We start from the raw sequence: 16944 nt of genomic DNA, 5'->3' as shown, positions 1-16944 counted from the left end.
TATTTATTTCCCCCTAATTTTATAATAAGAACTCAAATTCAAAATCATTTAATCTTACTAGGTCACCATCTTGTATTCCCATATCCTTTAACTCATCGATAATTCCTTTGTTTCTTAAAACTTTATGGAAGTATCTTAATGAATCTGGCTCATTTACATTTACACTAGTTAATAATCTATCTACAAAGGATCCTGTAATCTCAAATATACCTTCTTCGACTTCATTTATTTCATATGTAAATCTCTTTTCTTCAGGAATAAATTTATCATCTTCTGAAATCTCTAATTCCTTAACTGGAATTGTGCTAAGCATTTCAGCCGCAGCCTTCATAAGATCATCTACGCCTTCATTGGTAGCTGCAGATATCTTATATATCTTATCATAGCCCATAGCTTGTAATTCTTTTTTAAAGTTTTCATAAACTTCTTCATCATAGAGCATATCAGATTTATTTGCTGCAATTATCTGTGGTCTATCCCATAGCTTTATACTATATTTTTTAAGTTCTTCATTAATTCTTTTAAAGTCTTCTATAGGATTTCTTCCTTCAACTCCAGAAATATCAACTACATGAATAAGCATTCTAGTTCTCTCTATATGTCTTAAGAATTCTAATCCTAATCCTACTCCCTCTGCTGCTCCTTCTATGATACCTGGAATATCAGCAATAACAAAAGGTTCTATACCCTTCACTGCTACTACTCCAAGGTTTGGTTTTATAGTAGTAAAGTGGTAGTTGGCTATCTTTGGCCTAGCCTTAGATACCATGGATAAAAGCGTTGATTTTCCTACGTTAGGGAATCCTAGAAGTCCTACATCGGCTAAAAGTTTAAGTTCTAGTTTAATCCATCTTTCTTCTCCTGGCATACCTGGCTCTGCAAAGTTTGGTGCCTGTCTTGTAGGAGTACAAAATTTTGCATTTCCTTTTCCGCCTTTTCCACCTTTACATACTACAAATTTATCGCCGTCATGAGCTAAGTCACACATAACCTTATCTGTTTCAAAGTCTTTAACTATAGTTCCCATTGGAACTCTGATAATAATATCTTCTCCACCTCTTCCGTAGCATTTAGAGCCTTCACCCTTTCCTCCATTAGGAGCTACGAATTTACGGTGATAAGAAAAATCTAATAGGGTAGTCATATTACTATCTACTACTAATATGACGCTTCCACCATCTCCACCATCTCCACCATCTGGTCCACCTAGTGGAGCAAACTTCTCTCTTCTAAAATGAATGGAACCATTACCACCATCTCCGGACTGTACAAAAATCTTGGCTGTATCTATAAACATTATTATTTCACCTTCCTAACAAAATATCCTTTGATATTTTTACGAATTAAGTATACGTATATTATTATTTACAAAAATAATAATTTTACCTATGTTTTATTTTAAAATTAATTAACACCTAGGGATGTTTTTTTATAACATAGAATAAATAATTGTCCTATGTCATAAAAAAGCACCCTTACGGGTGCTTAATTAACTATTCAGCTATTGCAATTTCTACATCGATTGGATAAACACTAGCTTTTTTCTTGTTTTTACCCACTCTTTCAAATCTTACAACTCCATCAACCTTAGCGAAAAGAGTGTCATCTCCACCGATACCAACGTTTGTACCTGGGTGAATTTTTGTTCCTCTTTGTCTTACAAGGATGTTTCCTGCAAGTACAAATTGTCCGTCTGCACGTTTAACCCCTAATCTCTTAGATTCACTATCTCTACCGTTCTTAGAGCTACCTACTCCTTTTTTATGAGCACATAACTGAAGGTTTATTAGTAACATATCACTGCACCTCCTCTACTACAACTTTGATATATTTTCCATAACTAATTTCTAAATTTTTCAATCCCAATAACATCGTTTCTAGTAGGACTTGTGTACTTTCTATTTCCACATGAGATAACTTAGATACATCTAAAGCTATGTTTCCCTCTTCCGCGATATATGTAGGTTTTAACTTTAGCACCTCTAACACTCCTAAGATTGTTACCTGGGCTAAATTACTTACAGAACCACAAACAACATCATCATAAACAGTTGTATTTTGCTTAACATCAAAATACTCAGCATGCCCATATACATGAAATGATACTAACATGCTTTTTGTTCTTTTGAAAGTTACCTTAATCATAATTAAGCTTCAATCTTCTCAATTACAACTTTAGTAAATGGTTGTCTATGACCTTGTTTCTTTCTGTAGTCTTTCTTTGGCTTATATTTGAAAACTATAACTTTCTTAGCTTTTCCTTGTGCTACTACTTTAGCAACAACTTTAGCTCCTTCAACTACAGGCTTTCCAACTACTAAACCGTCTTCTTTTCCAACTGCTAAAACTTTATCGAATTCTACAGTTGAATCAACTTCAGCTTCAAGTTTTTCAACGAATAAAACGTCTCCCTCTTGAACTCTGTATTGCTTTCCTCCAGTAAGTAAAACTGCGTACATTAAATACACCTCCTCAATCCAGTCTCGCCATCTCAGGTATAACTTGCAAATTCTTTACAAAATTTTAAAGTTAGTTTAAAAACCTTATGTGTGCGGTCTACAAATGACATTTTAACACATACGCTGATGATTGTAAAGCAACTTATGGTATTTTTTTATTGGTTACTATCATCTCTAATACTACCATGTTTTTCAAAATTATTAGTTACATCTAGTTTTTGCAGAAAATACTTTTAATTCTTGCATAGCTTCAACTTGGCTATGGAAAATTAAAGATTCAGCTTTAAAATTATCTAGATTTTCCTGAAATCTAATAAAAATATCACAGTCTAGTGCATCTAATTTATCCACAAAAGTTACTATATCATTGCTTATTTCATTCTCATAGTTTTTATCTAGTTCTATATAGATACTTTTAATTCCCTGCTCTGATTTTATTTTTTTCACTTTACCTTTTAAAATGCTTAATATATATTGTAAAGATACTTTTTCTCCTGTACCTTTACAATGAACACAGGAATTAAAAACATAATCACATATGGATTTGCCATATTTTTTTCTAGTTATCTGAACTAAATTTAATTCTGTGAAAGGATATATTTTAGTATTATGCTTATCATCCTTAAACTCTTCTTGTAGAACTTTTAAAACTTCAGCTTTATCTTCATTAGATTTCATATCTACAAAATCTACTACTATTATCCCACCTAGATTTCTCAGTCTTATCTGTTTTACTACTTCCTTAGCAGCTTCCATGTTAGTTACTAAAATATTTTTTTCCTTTAAGGATGGCTTTATGTTTTTAGCTGTATTTACATCCACCACATTCATGGCTTCAGTGCGTTCTAACACAATGTTACCACCACTGGATAAGTTAATTTTATTATGTCTTAAAGCTAAAATTTCTTTTTCTATGCCATAATTATCAAATATGGATAAAGTTCCTTCATAAAAGCTGAGATGAATATTTTCTAAGCGCTTTTCTTTAATTAACTTTTCATAGTAAAGGTAATCTTCATAATTATCAACTACTATCTCAGCTCCACCTTCAGTATAATTTCTTAAAACCCTACTTAGGATCCCATTGTCTTTATAGAGAGGTCCCACTTTAGATGAGTAAGTAAACTTATTACATATTTCTTCATATCTATGTATTAACTGACTTATTTCTTCCTTTAAAATGTTTATATCAATATTTTCTGCTTTTGTTCTAATTATTATTCCAACATCCTCAGGTTTTGATATAGCTTTTTCTATCAATTCTTTAAAATTTGGTGTTTTAATCTTTTTTGAAATTTCTATATGGCTATGTTCTTTAGTAAGTACTACATAGGCTCCTGGTAAAGAAAGGTTTCTAGTTACCTTTGGGCCTTTTTTATCTATCTCTTCCTTTACTACCTCTACCATAACTTCATCACCTTTTTTAATGGTGTTTATATGCTGATTTTTTTCTAGGGAAAGATATCCATTTTTTTCATAACCTATATCTACGAAAGCACCATGAATAGAAGGTACTATATTTTTAATTACACCTCTATATATGTCTCCTACCTTAGGTCCTTCTGTATCTTCTTCTATAAAACACTCTTTAAGAATATCACCATATTTTACTGCAATCTTTAATAATGTATTTTGTCTTTCAATGAATATTTTTTTCATTAAATCAACTCCTAGTACTGTGCAAAATACTCTTGAAGTGTAAGTAGTTCTTTTCCTTTAAAAGCATACATTTCTACTCTTTTTATATCAACAAAGGCATCTTCCTTAATTCCATTTACGTGAGTTTTTATAAATTCACTCAGTAAACTTGCTGATAGGTTTTCTCTGCTTCCACAACTAAGAAGTCCTTCTATAGTTAACATTTTATTATCTATGGAGTACTTTATCTCTTTAACTAAAGGCTTAATATCTGTTTCCTTTTCTCCTGATTTAGATTTCTTTAAAATTGTCCATTGACTTAAATTCATTAAAGAATCCATATCTAGTGCAGACTCATCCCGAAGTTTAAACTTTATTATATATTTAGCTGCATCTATGGTAGCCATGGCTTGTTGATTTTTCTGTCCTTCTTTTCTGGCTACCTTGGTAACAGATAAAAATTTAACTCCCCCTACTGTATTTTCATTTAAAGTCTTTATAATTTCCTTTTCATCAATAGCTTCAATAAACACTGCATCTAAGTATTCTCCTGTAGAATATACCCCTACTGATAGGGGTTGTGCTATAGATATGCTCATATGAGGATTAAACCCCTTAGAATACTCTATTGGTAGTTTTGCTCTTCTTATAACTCTTTGTATAGTTCTCATTAAATCTAAATGAGATAAAAACTTTATTTCACTTTCTTTAGTGTATTTTATTAAATAACGCACCATGAAAGCACTCCCTTTCCTTAAAGCTAGTATTGATTCCACATCCTGTACATCTCTCTCTGCAGTCTGGTGTTAAAACCATTTCTTTAGCTTTTTCATTTTCACTTATTAGATAGCTTTTACTTACTCCTATATTAACGAAGTCCCATGGTAAGATTTCCTCATAACTTCTTTCTCTATAAGCATAGAATTCTCCATCTACCCCACATTCTTCAAAAGCTTCTTGCCACAATTCAAAGTTGAAGTACTCGTTCCAACCATCAAATCTAGCTCCCTTTTCAAAGGCCTTTACTAGAACATCACAAAGTTTTCTATCCCCTCTTGCAAATACTGCTTCTAGGTAGCTAAGTGCTGATTCATGCCAATTGTAGTTAATAGCCTTACTTTTTATAGCATCTCTAAGACTTGAAATTTTTTCTCTCACTTCAGCCACTTGATTCATTGGAGCCCATTGGAAAGGTGTAAATGGCTTTGGTACTAATATAGAAGTACTTACTGTAACTCTTAAGCCCCTCTTTCTTACATCCCTAGGTACATGGAAGTATTCCTCTACTACCTTTTCTGCTAAGTGTGCAATTCCTTCTACGTCTTCTACGGTTTCGTAAGGAAGTCCTATAACAAAGTATAACTTTATAGTTGACCAACCTGATTCAAAGGCATTTCTAGCAGATCTTAGTAAGTCTTCTTCTGTTACACCTTTGTTTATTACATCTCTCATCCTTTGAGTTCCAGCTTCTGGAGCAAAGGTTAATCCTGTCTTTCTTACCTTTTGTATCTCCTTTATTAAATCTACAGAGAAGGCATCTATTCTAATTGATGGTATAGATACTCCTATTTTTTCTTCTCCATACTTTTCAATTAAAGAAAATATTAAGTTTTGGATATTAGAGTAGTCACAAATACTTAAGGAACTTAGAGAAATCTCCTGATAACCTGTGTTTTTTACAAGAACATCGATTTCTTCCATAAGTTTTTCTGTGGTTTTTTCTCTAACTGGTCTGTATATCATTCCTGCTTGGCAGAATCTACATCCTCTTGTACATCCTCTAAAGGTTTCTATAACTATTCTATCATGAATAATTTCTGTATAAGGAACTATGAATTTTTCTGGAGAATTGTTAGCATTAAAATCTGAGACTATTCTCTTTTTAACAGTTTTAGGTACATCCTCATACTTTGGAGTCATCTCATTAATAGTACCATCTTCGTTGTAATTTACGTCATAAAGGGATGGTACATAAACTCCTTGAATCTTTGAAATAGCTCTTAGATATTCGGCCTTTGATTTATCCTTCATTTCCTTATAAACATCTAAAACATCATGGGTAACTTCTTCTCCTTCTCCTAATATGAAGACATCAGCTATATCATATAAAGGCTCAGGATTGTAGGCACAAGGACCTCCCATCATGATGATAGGATATTCTTCTCCCCTTTTTGAAGCTCTAACTGGTATATTACACATATCCAACATATTTAAGATATTAGTATAGCTCATTTCATATTGAAGAGTGAATCCTAAAATATCAAATTCACTAAGGGAATCCTTAGTTTCAAGAGTTCCTAGTGGAATGTTATTTTCTCTTAGTAGTTTTTCCATATCTGGCCAAGGTGCAAAGCATCTTTCACAGAAGGTATCCTCTCTCTCATTCATAAGATGATATAGAATTTTTGTTCCCAAGTGGGACATTGCCACTTCATAAACATCTGGGAAACAAAAAGCATATCTGATATTTACATTGTTTTTTTCTTTATTATATGAGTTTAATTCTCCACCTATATATCTAGCTGGTTTCTCAACTCTGTACAAAATATCGTCGGAAATTTTATTCATTGAGTATCCTCCTTAAGTTAATTTAACTTAGCTTCAGAGGATTTTACATCCGCTGAAACTAAGTTTCATTTTAGCACAACTATATAATATTTCAAGTAACTATACTATTTTTCATAGCTTTCTAGAAGTTCTTCAAGAGTTATATTTCCCAATTCCTTAATTCCATTTAATATATCCTCTTCATATAAAACTCCTATCATGTTCATTTCATCATCAAGTACAGTAAATACATTATACTTGTTTTTATCTATTAATTCTATTAATTGTAATATATTTATTTTGTAATAAACAGAAATACTTTTATTTTCTAGGTATCCTCTACCTATTAGCTTTTCCTTTTTTTTGATGATATATCCCATTATTATATAAGCTATCCTCCCTTTTTCCTTATAGGAAATCATTAATATAAATATAGAAAAAAATGCAAAATCTAAAACCAGTCGCTCCATGCATAATCCCATTAAAAAGATTGCTCCAAATATATATCCTATTACTATACTTATATTTAGCGCAATCTTATTAGCTTTTTTATATATGAGCTTAATATTAAGAATATCTCTTAATATACGACCTCCATCTAAAGGAAATGCTGGTATAAGATTAAATATACCTATAACTAAATTATAATTGCAAAATTCAATAAAACTAGAATTAGAAAAATATCTGCCTAAAAAATAACTAGTTAAAGCAATTAAAAAATTTCCTATAGGACCACTTAAGGATATAATAATATCTTCCTTAGGGGTTGCCTCTTCTAGCTCCTTTAATTTTAAAGTAGTACCTATTGGTAATATGTCTATAGAAAATCCTGAATAACCTAATATTCTTGCTGTTATTAAATGAATGATTTCATGGATGATTATGATTATAAAACCTATAATTAACTCACTTTTAAATCCTATAATCAATATTAAAATTATATAGGGTATTAAGTATTTGCTTATTCGTATCAATGATTTCCCCCTAATAATCTTGCTATATCATAGTTTCAAAATTAAAGCATTTCTCTGGGTTTAAAATATTTCCCATATAAAATACTTCTATACTTAATATATTGCCTTCATCTCCCTTAACTGTACCAATAACTTCTCCTGTATCAACAGCATCTCCAATTTTAACTTTGCTACCGCTTAGGCCAAAATATTTCATCTCAATACCATCACCATAGTCTAGGATTAAAGTAATTTCTTTTCCTTCAGTAATACTCTTTACCTTTCCTGGAAATGATGCTTTTATATCACTTTCACTAGTTAAGCTTAAAGAAAGTTTATTATCTTTTATAGTGATTTGATTTTTATCCTTTATGGCTATGGGGTTTACATAATTTTCTTTTATATAATTTTCTTTCTTTTCTTCAAAATTAACCATAGACTTTACTTCATTAAAAACTTCAGTTATTTTTTCTTCCTTAAATATATCCAATATACTTTTCTCTTTAAATGCTTGGACTATATTCTCAATAGTTATATTTTTTTCCTTCAATAAACCATTATTTATAATTGCTATACTCTTATCATATGCCTTATTAACATAACTGTTAGGATATGTTCTAGCTAGAAATAGTCCAGCTAGAAGAACTAGAATTATTACGCATTGAATAATCAATATATTGGCAAATCCTTTCCCAAAAACATTTAAATAAACGGGGAAGGTATTTCTTCTACTATTTAATTTATAGTTACTACCTTTAGTACTATTCCCACTATATTTTGTAGGTTTATACTCACTAGTTCCTGATTGCTTTTTTATATTAGAATAATATTTTTGATAATATTCATTATAAATTCCCATAAAATATCCCCCCATAATTTACTATTACTAATTTATATATATTAAAAAAAACTAACTTTATGATGGGTATGAAAATTTATTTTCATCAGAACCTAATAAAAAAAGGCTGTCTCAGTATATGCCAATCCTAAAATACTGTTAATCATGAACTTATATTAAAGTACAAATTCAACATTTTAAAAAGATTGACAAATTGTCTTGAGACAGCTTCTTTTATTTAATATTAATTTAATTATCTGTTTTTTAAAGCCTTCATGAATACTTCTGCTGTACCTATATTAGTTGCAAGAGGTATACAGTGAACATCTGAGAGTCTTATAAGGGCTGTTACATCCGGTTCATGGGGTTGAGCTGTAAGAGGATCTCTAAAAAAAATAATCATATCCATATTTCCTTCTGCAAGTCTTGCTCCTATTTGTTGGTCGCCACCTAAGGGTCCTGATAAAAATCTATATATAGGAAGACCAACTATTTCATTAATAAGTTTCCCTGTAGTGCCTGTAGCATAAAGTTCATGATCTTTTAGCACATCCTTATATCTATTAGCAAAATCAATGATGTCATCCTTCTTTTTATCGTGTGCAACCAATGCAACTCTCATTTAAATCACTCCTAAAAATTAATTTTATTCTTTCTCATCCCTATATTTAAAGCTAAACCTAAAGATATAAAATAAGTTAACATAGAACTTCCACCATAACTAACAAAAGGCAATGTTATACCTGATATCGGAAGTAATCCAATGGTCATTCCAATATTTTGAATTATTGAAAATAGTATAGATGCTATTACACCTACAACTATAATACCTCCAGCTATATCCTTGGAGTTCTTTGCTATATTTATAAGTTTGCATAAAAGTATTCCATATAACATCATAAGTACTAGAGCCCCAACTAATCCCCATTCTTCACCTAATACAGCAAAGATAAAGTCTGTATGGTTTTCTGGTACAAACTTATATTGCTTCCCATTCATAAATCCCATACCAAATATTCCGCCAGAACCTATGGCTATTTTAGATTGAATTAGCTGCATCCCTTCTGCCTGTGCATATCTATCTGGATCAATAACAGCTTTAAATCTTATTTTCCAATATTCTTTCATAAAAGGTGAGTTCCAAATTCCTACAACTGCCACTACTACTGCTGAAAGACCTCCAACTATGATTTTCCAATTTAAGTTTGCTACAATTACAATTCCCAACATTATAAAAAATGAAACCATGGTAAGCCCCATATCTGGCTGTATTACAATGAGTATCATTGGAATAGCTGCATACATGGCTATTTTAGAAAATGTTTTTATATTATTTATATCACCTTCAGCATCCTCTATAACCTTTGCAACCATAAGGATCATACCAATTTTTGCAAACTCTCCAGGCTGAATAGCTCTATTTCCCAAACTAATCCATGCATTAGCTCCATTTACCGCTTTACCAGTTATATCATTAAAAAGCAAAAGTATAACCGCTGCCCAATATATAACAGGTGCATAATTTAATATTTGCACATAGTCTAAAGTTAATATGAAGTATATAGTTATCATGCCTACAATCATCCAAGCAAATTGAAGCATGGCATATTTAGCTCCAATGGCAGAGTAAATATTAACTATACCAAAGGCTACAATTAAAAATACTACAATTAAAATACTAAAATCTATATTTTTGATTAACTTATCATTAATTTTAAATTTTTCTAATAATTTATTCATTTGCATCTCCCTCCATACCTGTTCCTATTATATCATAACAAGGAAAAAAAGCTATGAAAAACATAGCTTTATTGATTACCTTCTCTTAACTTTTTTAATAGGTATACTAGCCACTAAAGCCGGGGAATTCCCATCATATTCATCACTAGTAGTTATTCTTATTTCAATTTCTTCTCCACTTTCAATTTCTGCATAATTAGATATAGTCTTAAGCAACTCCATTTTAATGTTTTCTAAAAAATCTGGCGAAACGGTAGCTCTATCATGGACTAGAATAAGCTTTAATCTATCTGCAGCAATATCCTTTGAAGATACTTTGCTTGAAAAAATTTTAAACAAGTCCATATCTAACTTCTACCTCCTCCAAATAATTTTTTTATTGCACCCATAAATCCTTTTTGACCGTATATTTCATTAAAATCTAGGAATGGCACTTCTTCTCCTAAAATTCTTTTTCCAATATTCTTAAAAGCTTGACCAGCATAAGCAGAACTGTCTAACACTATAGGCTCACCTTTATTAGTAGATATGGTTACCTTTCTATCATCGGGCACTACCCCTATAACTTTAATAGCTAAACACTCCTTTATATCTTCTATAGTCAACATTTCACCATTCTTAGCCATATCAAAGTTCATTCTGTTAACTATAAGCTCCTGTCTTTCTATCCCCTTAGCATCTAACTTTCCAATAACCCTATCTGCATCTCTGACAGATGTGATTTCTGGATTTACAACAACAATAGCCCAATCTGCTCCTACAATGGCATTTTCAAATCCTTGTTCAATACCAGCAGGACAATCTAAAATTACATAATCAAACTCTTGCTTTAACTGTGTTACCACTCTTAACATTTCATTTATATCTACATCATTTTTATCTCTAGTTTGTGCTGTTGGAAGAAGAAATAAATTGTTAAATCTCTTATCTTTTATAAGTGCTTGTTTCAATCTACACTTTTCTTCAATAACATCAACTAATGTAAATACAACTCTATTTTCAAGTCCCATGAGAACATCTAAGTTTCTTAATCCTGTGTCTCCATCGATAACAACTACTTTTTTATCCATTGATGCTAAAGCTGTACCTATATTTGCTGTAGTAGTAGTTTTTCCTACTCCACCTTTCCCAGATGTTATAACTATGGCCTCTCCCATTTACTAATACCTCCGATTAAATATATTTATTTATTGAATATGGTTCTAAAACAATATTTCCATTTTTAATTCTTGCCAATTCTGGATACCTAGGTTTATCCATATCTTCTGGAGATCTAGTGATAAGATCAGCAATTTGCATTATTTGTGGTGTTAATGCAAAGGCGGCTATTATAGCACCACTATTACCATTAATACCAGCATACACACTACCTTTAACAGCGCCTAATACCACTATATTTCCTTCAGCATATACCTCTGCTCCAGAATTTACATCGCCTACGATAACTATGTTTCCTGAATATTCAAATCTTTGACCACTTCTTATAGTTTTTCTGACAAACTTAGTTTTCCCTTCATGTATACCATTAAAAACCTTTTTATTACTATCTTCTAAATTTATAAAGGAGCAATCCTTTATCATAAATTCCGTTGATAAAAAGTCTCTTATTGCTCTTAAATCTCTAGCTTCTAATTGCCTCATATCTACAGTTATTTTAATGGAGGCACCCTTATAGAATCTTCTCCCCTTTCGAAGCTTTACTCTCAATGCTTCAATTAAGCTCTCTATAGAGCTAAAGAGTTTAATATTTACAACTAAATTAAGTCCATCTTTTTCGCCTTTAAATTTTATACCATCATCTTGCATATGCAACCTCCACATATCGAGATATTCTTACTATTTCAACGTATAGAGCCTAAATTCCTTCTTTATATTGAGAAAAAATAATTTTTTTGTTGAAATACTTATTATATAACAATATTCTTTTAAAAAAATAACAAATGGTAATCCATTTGTTATTTTCTTTATTTATATTTAAATTCATAATTAGGATCAGTTTTTAATATTTCTTCCTTAAAATAAGCTTCAAACATTGCCTTGGCAATAGTTCCATCACCATGGGCAGCATCGAATACTATAGAACATACTACAATCTCTGGATTTTTATAGGGTGCAAAGCCTACATATACAGAAGCTGCATCCCTTCCAGTAGCTTTTTGCATCTCTTCAGTTGATATTATATTAGATGTACCTGTTTTACCTCCAGTAGGTATAGGAAACCCATTAAATACAGCTGAAGTTGTACCATTTTCTCCTTGAGTAACCTTACCCATTCCCTCTTTAATAATTTCAATATTTGCCTTATTGAAACTAGCTTTGCTTATAAGCTTTGGTTCTATATCTTCTATAACTTCTTTAGTCTTACTATCAATGATTTTATCAACTAGCTTTACTTCATATCTTTCTCCACCATTTAAAAGGGTAGCAAGATAACTAGCTAATTGTAATGGCGTAAATTGATTCATACCTTGACCTATGGATGCATCATAGGCATTAGCTGGAGATTTAATATATGAATGTGCATCATTTACACAATAGAACATTGCTACAGCAATGCTTTCTATATCATCTTCAGAATATCCTAAGGCTTTTATAGTCTCATTAGTATTAATTATATCTTGAATTAAAGGTTTAAATCTTTCTAGGATATCATTAGAGGTAGACATCTCTTCTTTTTTTATTTCTTCTCTAATTGCATCCACTAAAACCTTTTTCTTAGAATTGGTAAGTTTTATTTGCTCTAATTCTTTACCTGTTCCAATTTCCTCTTGCTGTACAATGTCAAAAGGCTTATAATGAGATGCTGCATTCATAGAGCTAATTCCCTTTTGTAAGTCTTCAGCCATTCGATTTATAAATGTATTGGCTTGAACATTTTTATTTGATTCATAATTATATATTTGACCAAAGTTTTCTTCAATTTCTATACCTGTAGAAGCTTTTAAATCGCTACCTTGCGGTAATCCTAGTCCTAGTTGCCAACCATATTTTGCTATTAAATTTAAAGCATTTTTAGTATTTTCCATTCCACCACCCTTTGTAAAAAGGCGGTCTGCCACATCAAAGAAAAAATAGTTACAAGAAACTTCTAAGGCTTCTTTAACATTAATTCGACCATGGGACCCATGTTGCTTATTCATATTCCATATCCAACAAGCTCCCCTGTACCCGTATTTTCCATATTCACCAGCATCTAAAATCTCAGTATCTCCAGTAATAACACCTTCCTCTAACCCCGCAAGCGCAGTAGCCGGTTTAAAGGTAGATCCTGGTGGAACTAATGATAATGTTCCGTAATTATAAAAAGGTTTAGGGAATATATCATATCTATCTTCTCTTCTTGTAGTATTTCCTGGTATACTTTTATCTATTGGGAACATTCTATCAAGCAATAGTTGTTCTCTTTCTGCTAAACTTAAAGTTAATTCCTTATCTGTTAAAATACCCTTTATATTTGCAAGACCTCTTTTTTTAATATATTCTTTTCCCATAGCTTCTAAATCTGGATTAAAGTATTGCTGTGACAATTCAGTAGTTAATTTTCCAGGGTCAGTAAATATATTAGGATCAAAGCCAGGTCTACTAACAAGGGCTAACACTTCCCCCTTAGTACTTATGGCTACTGCTGCTCCTCTAGTGGCATTAGTACTATCTCCATAATAATTTTTACCACTCTTTTGAAGATTAGTCATCACTTCATCCAGTGCCTTTTCTGCAGCTCTTTGTACATCCATATCAATATTTAATTGCACAGTTTTTCCTTGGTAAGCTTCTACCTGTCCTAGAGTTCTAACTCTCCGCCCCTGCTTATTAATTTCTATACTCTCTTGTCCCTTAGTTCCCTTTAAATAGGCTTCATAGGCTGCCTCAATACCTGCTTTTCCTATGTCATCAGTACTTACATCATAACCCTTTTCTTCATATTTATCTTGTTCCCAAGGGTTAATTTGAGACATATACCCTAGAAACGCAGAACCTAATTCTCCATTAGGATAAGATCTCATAGGCTGAGTATCAACTATTATACCTGGCATATCTGGTTGTAGTTGCTCAAATACAAAGGCTGTTTCTTGATCTAAAGTGTTTGCAATTACTACTGGACTATAACCTGAAAAACTTTGCATCTTCATAGCATCTTTTAATAGTAAAAATCTTCTTCTTTCATGAAGAGTTAATTCATAGTATCTATCTACACCATAATCTTTCTCTAAAGTCTTATAGGCCTCTTCTGCAGTTATCTGTAATAACAAAACATCCATATAATTTTTTTGTTCTTCTGTAAGCTCTGAAAACTTCTTACCCTCACCATATTCTTTCTTTACTACCTGCTCTAAAAAACCTCTATCCTTTTTAAATCTAAGTTCTAGCCATTTTCTACTTGATTCATCGGTAGCTTTGAAGTTATATTCTAGCTTTCCTTCATTATTTATAATTATAGGAAATTCATCTACAATTGGTATTTGCTTTTTATCTAATATTTCAAAAACTCTAGACATAGTTTTAAAGAAATGCTCTTTACTTTCTTCTGTCTCACTAAATTGTAATACATAATTTTGAACACTTTCCGCAAAAACTTTACCATTTCTATCTACTATATCTCCCCTAGCTGCTGCAACGGATACTGTTTTATATTTATTGCTATTTGCTGTTTCTCTAAAATCCTCTACCATTACTATCTGTAAAAAAAGTAATCTTGAAGTAATTCCAATGAAGATAACTACCATAGATATATAAAATAAATTATATCTTGAAAAACTTTTTTTATTTTTTTTATTTCTAATTATTTTTTTATTTTTTTTCATACTTTCTTTAGAATCTCCATTCCTTTTTTATAGTTTTGGTTTCACTAAACTTAAGTATAATCCTATATATCAGTAAAGCTATTATCATCTCATAAATAGCTTTATATATAATTAAGTGTAAAAAATTATTACTAGCTCCTATTAATATAAATATAGCAAAAATAGCAATACTCTTTAGTAAACTTAGTAGGAATGTTGAAAAAATAGGTATTATAACCTTATCCTTAAAAATTCCTTTTCCAATTTTAGCTGCCATTAAACAAATTAACATGTTTATTAACATGTTAATTCCCATGACTCCTGGAAAATAAATGTCTTGAAGAACCCCTGTTATAACACCAATAATTGTTGCTTCACCATATCCATTTATCATGGAATAACAAACTATAAATACAAAAATAACGTTTGGATATATATTTTTAATAGCAAAAAAAGTTAAAATAGTATTATCAAAAATAAAAAGAATGGTGATTATTAAAAATAAATATAATATTTTTTTTAATTTATTATTAGTTTTTGACATCTCTTTTTTCCTTTGGCACTATAATTACAAGTTGCTCTACCTTGTTAAAATCTACTGCAGGCTTCACAATTGCACTCTTCACAACCTTTGCTCTATCCTCATAAATTTCTAGAACTTCTCCTATTTTAATTCCTTTTGGATATATGCCACCTCGTCCAGAGGTTAGTATAGTGTCCCCTTCTTTAATTTTTGAATCTAAGGAAAGGCGTGTAATTTCTGTAAGAAATTTATCTTCATTTCCCTTATACCCCTTTACAATACCATTACTTTCTTCAGTGCTCAATACATATCCTGCTACAGCCATATTCTCATTACAAATAGATTGAACTATACTCCAATTACTACCAACACTAGCAACTCGACCAACTAGTCCTTCTCCTTCCAATGCAATCATACCTTTTTCTATTCCATCTTTTTCACCTTTATTGATTATATATCCATCCAAAAAATTATTTCCAACTAAACCCAAAATATCTACGCCTATATAATTATACTGAGCATTTGCATCAGCAAAGTTTAGCATGCCTCTAAGTCTATCATTTTCTTTTCTTAAAATATCATTTTGAATGGCATTAAATTTCAATTTCTCATTTTGTTTTTTTAACTCATCATTTTCACTTTTTATATTTCCTATATTAAGTACTAAACTAAAAGAACTTTTTATTTTACCACCTATTTTATAAACAACACCTTGAACAGAGTTTATAGCACTTCCTACACCATTTTCCACCATGGACATATTGTCTTTTTGAACTGAATAACCAATTAACCCCAAAAAGGACACTGACAGTAGTATAACTATTACTGCCAGCTTATTCTTGAATATCTTCATTTTTTATCTTCTACTCATAATATCTACATTATCTAATGCTTTTCCAGTTCCTACAGCTACACAATCTAATGGTATTTCTGCTATATTTACTGGCATATGGGTTTCATGGGCTATTAGTGCATCTAATCCTTTTAATAAAGCTCCTCCACCTGTAAGCATTATACCTTTATCCATAATATCTGCTGCAAGTTCTGGTGGTGTTTTTTCTAGTGTTGTTTTTATAGCTTCTATAATAGAGTATACAGGTTCTCTTAAAGCTTCTCTTACTTCATCTTCACCTATTTCTACTACTTTAGGAAGACCACTTATCAAATCTCTTCCTCTAATTTGCATATTTTCTGCCTTTTCTTCTACCTCGTAAGCTGAACCTAATTGTATTTTTATATTTTCTGAAGTTCTCTCACCAATCATTAAGTTATACTGTTTTTTTATGTATGCTATTATTGCTNNTTATTGCTTGATCTAATTCATCACCTGCAACTCTTAATGACATACTTGTAACAACTCCACCTAAAGATATTATTGCTACTTCTGTAGTACCTCCACCGATATCTACAACCATACTTCCTGTAGGTTCTCCAACTGGAAGTCCAGCACCTATAGCCGCTGCCA

Annotated in this window: 17 protein-coding genes and 1 pseudogene; all 18 read right to left on the bottom strand. The window is 31.2% G+C overall.

The features are described 5' to 3' along the window. Positions 1-19: 19 nt before the first annotated feature. Complete coding sequence (obgE, locus tag B2671_RS15885) at positions 20-1297, bottom strand: GTPase ObgE (protein ID WP_346871278.1); 1278 nt, start codon at positions 1295-1297, stop codon at positions 20-22. A 196-nt stretch (positions 1298-1493) separates the two neighbouring features. Continuing rightward, positions 1494-1796, bottom strand: a complete 303-nt coding sequence (gene rpmA, locus B2671_RS15880; RefSeq protein WP_150843808.1) for a 50S ribosomal protein L27 — start codon at positions 1794-1796, stop codon at positions 1494-1496. A gap of 1 nt (position 1797) precedes the next feature. Next, complete coding sequence (locus B2671_RS15875; protein WP_150843809.1) at positions 1798-2145, bottom strand: ribosomal-processing cysteine protease Prp; 348 nt, start codon at positions 2143-2145, stop codon at positions 1798-1800. A 2-nt stretch (positions 2146-2147) separates the two neighbouring features. After that, positions 2148-2459: a 50S ribosomal protein L21 gene (gene rplU, locus B2671_RS15870; RefSeq protein ID WP_035128800.1), complete on the bottom strand. Its 312-nt coding sequence runs from the start codon at positions 2457-2459 to the stop codon at positions 2148-2150. A gap of 201 nt (positions 2460-2660) precedes the next feature. Then, positions 2661-4118 carry an Rne/Rng family ribonuclease gene (locus B2671_RS15865; RefSeq protein WP_346871277.1) on the bottom strand — a complete coding sequence of 486 codons (1458 nt, stop codon included), beginning with the start codon at positions 4116-4118 and terminating at the stop codon, positions 2661-2663. An 11-nt stretch (positions 4119-4129) separates the two neighbouring features. Further along, on the bottom strand, positions 4130-4831 hold the full coding sequence (locus tag B2671_RS15860; RefSeq protein WP_346871312.1) for a TIGR03936 family radical SAM-associated protein: 702 nt from the start codon (positions 4829-4831) through the stop codon (positions 4130-4132). Further along, a complete protein-coding gene (locus B2671_RS15855) occupies positions 4806-6665 on the bottom strand; it encodes a TIGR03960 family B12-binding radical SAM protein (RefSeq protein ID WP_346871276.1) in 1860 nt (619 codons plus the stop codon). Before B2671_RS15855 ends, B2671_RS15860 begins: the two co-directional genes overlap by 26 nt. A 104-nt stretch (positions 6666-6769) precedes the next feature. Then, positions 6770-7618: a site-2 protease family protein gene (locus B2671_RS15850; protein WP_035128790.1), complete on the bottom strand. Its 849-nt coding sequence runs from the start codon at positions 7616-7618 to the stop codon at positions 6770-6772. A gap of 22 nt (positions 7619-7640) precedes the next feature. Continuing rightward, positions 7641-8456 carry a M23 family metallopeptidase gene (locus tag B2671_RS15845; RefSeq protein ID WP_346871275.1) on the bottom strand — a complete coding sequence of 272 codons (816 nt, stop codon included), beginning with the start codon at positions 8454-8456 and terminating at the stop codon, positions 7641-7643. A 232-nt stretch (positions 8457-8688) separates the two neighbouring features. Then, positions 8689-9057, bottom strand: coding sequence for a methylglyoxal synthase (locus B2671_RS15840; protein WP_346871274.1), 369 nt, complete (start codon positions 9055-9057; stop codon positions 8689-8691). Between the two features lie 11 nt (positions 9058-9068). Beyond that, a complete protein-coding gene (gene rodA, locus B2671_RS15835) occupies positions 9069-10175 on the bottom strand; it encodes a rod shape-determining protein RodA (protein WP_346871273.1) in 1107 nt (368 codons plus the stop codon). Positions 10176-10250: 75 nt separating this feature from the next. Next, positions 10251-10520 (bottom strand): cell division topological specificity factor MinE, encoded by a 270-nt coding sequence (gene minE, locus B2671_RS15830; RefSeq protein ID WP_150843815.1) that lies wholly within the window; start codon positions 10518-10520, stop codon positions 10251-10253. A gap of 2 nt (positions 10521-10522) precedes the next feature. Then, positions 10523-11332: a septum site-determining protein MinD gene (gene minD / locus B2671_RS15825; RefSeq protein ID WP_346871272.1), complete on the bottom strand. Its 810-nt coding sequence runs from the start codon at positions 11330-11332 to the stop codon at positions 10523-10525. Positions 11333-11348: 16 nt separating this feature from the next. Next, positions 11349-11981 carry a septum site-determining protein MinC gene (minC, locus tag B2671_RS15820; protein ID WP_346871271.1) on the bottom strand — a complete coding sequence of 211 codons (633 nt, stop codon included), beginning with the start codon at positions 11979-11981 and terminating at the stop codon, positions 11349-11351. Between the two features lie 158 nt (positions 11982-12139). Then, a complete protein-coding gene (locus B2671_RS15815; RefSeq protein WP_346871270.1) occupies positions 12140-14977 on the bottom strand; it encodes a penicillin-binding transpeptidase domain-containing protein in 2838 nt (945 codons plus the stop codon). A gap of 7 nt (positions 14978-14984) precedes the next feature. Beyond that, the gene (gene mreD / locus B2671_RS15810; RefSeq protein ID WP_346871269.1) at positions 14985-15500 is read right to left on the bottom strand and encodes a rod shape-determining protein MreD; all 516 of its coding nucleotides are present in this window, start codon (positions 15498-15500) and stop codon (positions 14985-14987) included. Then, positions 15487-16332 (bottom strand): rod shape-determining protein MreC, encoded by an 846-nt coding sequence (mreC, locus tag B2671_RS15805; protein WP_346871268.1) that lies wholly within the window; start codon positions 16330-16332, stop codon positions 15487-15489. The genes mreD and mreC overlap by 14 nt, the downstream gene beginning before the upstream one ends. A gap of 3 nt (positions 16333-16335) precedes the next feature. Next, positions 16336-16944: pseudogene (gene mreB, locus B2671_RS15800) on the bottom strand (rod shape-determining protein MreB); the annotation flags it as partial.

The sequence above is a fragment of the Clostridium sp. UBA5119 genome, from assembly GCF_002414285.1.
GTDB classification, from domain to species: domain Bacteria; phylum Bacillota; class Clostridia; order Clostridiales; family Clostridiaceae; genus Clostridium_J; species Clostridium_J sulfidigenes.
This window is presented reverse-complemented; position numbering and strand designations above follow the sequence as displayed.

What these genes read in the sequence shown, in the direction of transcription:
- obgE (WP_346871278.1), bottom strand. Translation starts at nt 1,297, where the DNA reads ATGTTTATAGATACAGCCAAGATTTTTGTACAGTCCGGAGATGGTGGT.
- rpmA (WP_150843808.1), bottom strand. Translation starts at nt 1,796, where the DNA reads ATGTTACTAATAAACCTTCAGTTATGTGCTCATAAAAAAGGAGTAGGT.
- B2671_RS15875 (WP_150843809.1), bottom strand. Translation starts at nt 2,145, where the DNA reads ATGATTAAGGTAACTTTCAAAAGAACAAAAAGCATGTTAGTATCATTT.
- rplU (WP_035128800.1), bottom strand. Translation starts at nt 2,459, where the DNA reads ATGTACGCAGTTTTACTTACTGGAGGAAAGCAATACAGAGTTCAAGAG.
- B2671_RS15865 (WP_346871277.1), bottom strand. Translation starts at nt 4,118, where the DNA reads ATGAAAAAAATATTCATTGAAAGACAAAATACATTATTAAAGATTGCA.
- B2671_RS15855 (WP_346871276.1), bottom strand. Translation starts at nt 6,665, where the DNA reads ATGAATAAAATTTCCGACGATATTTTGTACAGAGTTGAGAAACCAGCT.
- B2671_RS15845 (WP_346871275.1), bottom strand. Translation starts at nt 8,456, where the DNA reads ATGGGAATTTATAATGAATATTATCAAAAATATTATTCTAATATAAAA.
- B2671_RS15840 (WP_346871274.1), bottom strand. Translation starts at nt 9,057, where the DNA reads ATGAGAGTTGCATTGGTTGCACACGATAAAAAGAAGGATGACATCATT.
- rodA (WP_346871273.1), bottom strand. Translation starts at nt 10,175, where the DNA reads ATGAATAAATTATTAGAAAAATTTAAAATTAATGATAAGTTAATCAAA.
- minE (WP_150843815.1), bottom strand. Translation starts at nt 10,520, where the DNA reads ATGGACTTGTTTAAAATTTTTTCAAGCAAAGTATCTTCAAAGGATATT.
- minD (WP_346871272.1), bottom strand. Translation starts at nt 11,332, where the DNA reads ATGGGAGAGGCCATAGTTATAACATCTGGGAAAGGTGGAGTAGGAAAA.
- minC (WP_346871271.1), bottom strand. Translation starts at nt 11,981, where the DNA reads ATGCAAGATGATGGTATAAAATTTAAAGGCGAAAAAGATGGACTTAAT.
- B2671_RS15815 (WP_346871270.1), bottom strand. Translation starts at nt 14,977, where the DNA reads ATGAAAAAAAATAAAAAAATAATTAGAAATAAAAAAAATAAAAAAAGT.
- mreD (WP_346871269.1), bottom strand. Translation starts at nt 15,500, where the DNA reads ATGTCAAAAACTAATAATAAATTAAAAAAAATATTATATTTATTTTTA.
- mreC (WP_346871268.1), bottom strand. Translation starts at nt 16,332, where the DNA reads ATGAAGATATTCAAGAATAAGCTGGCAGTAATAGTTATACTACTGTCA.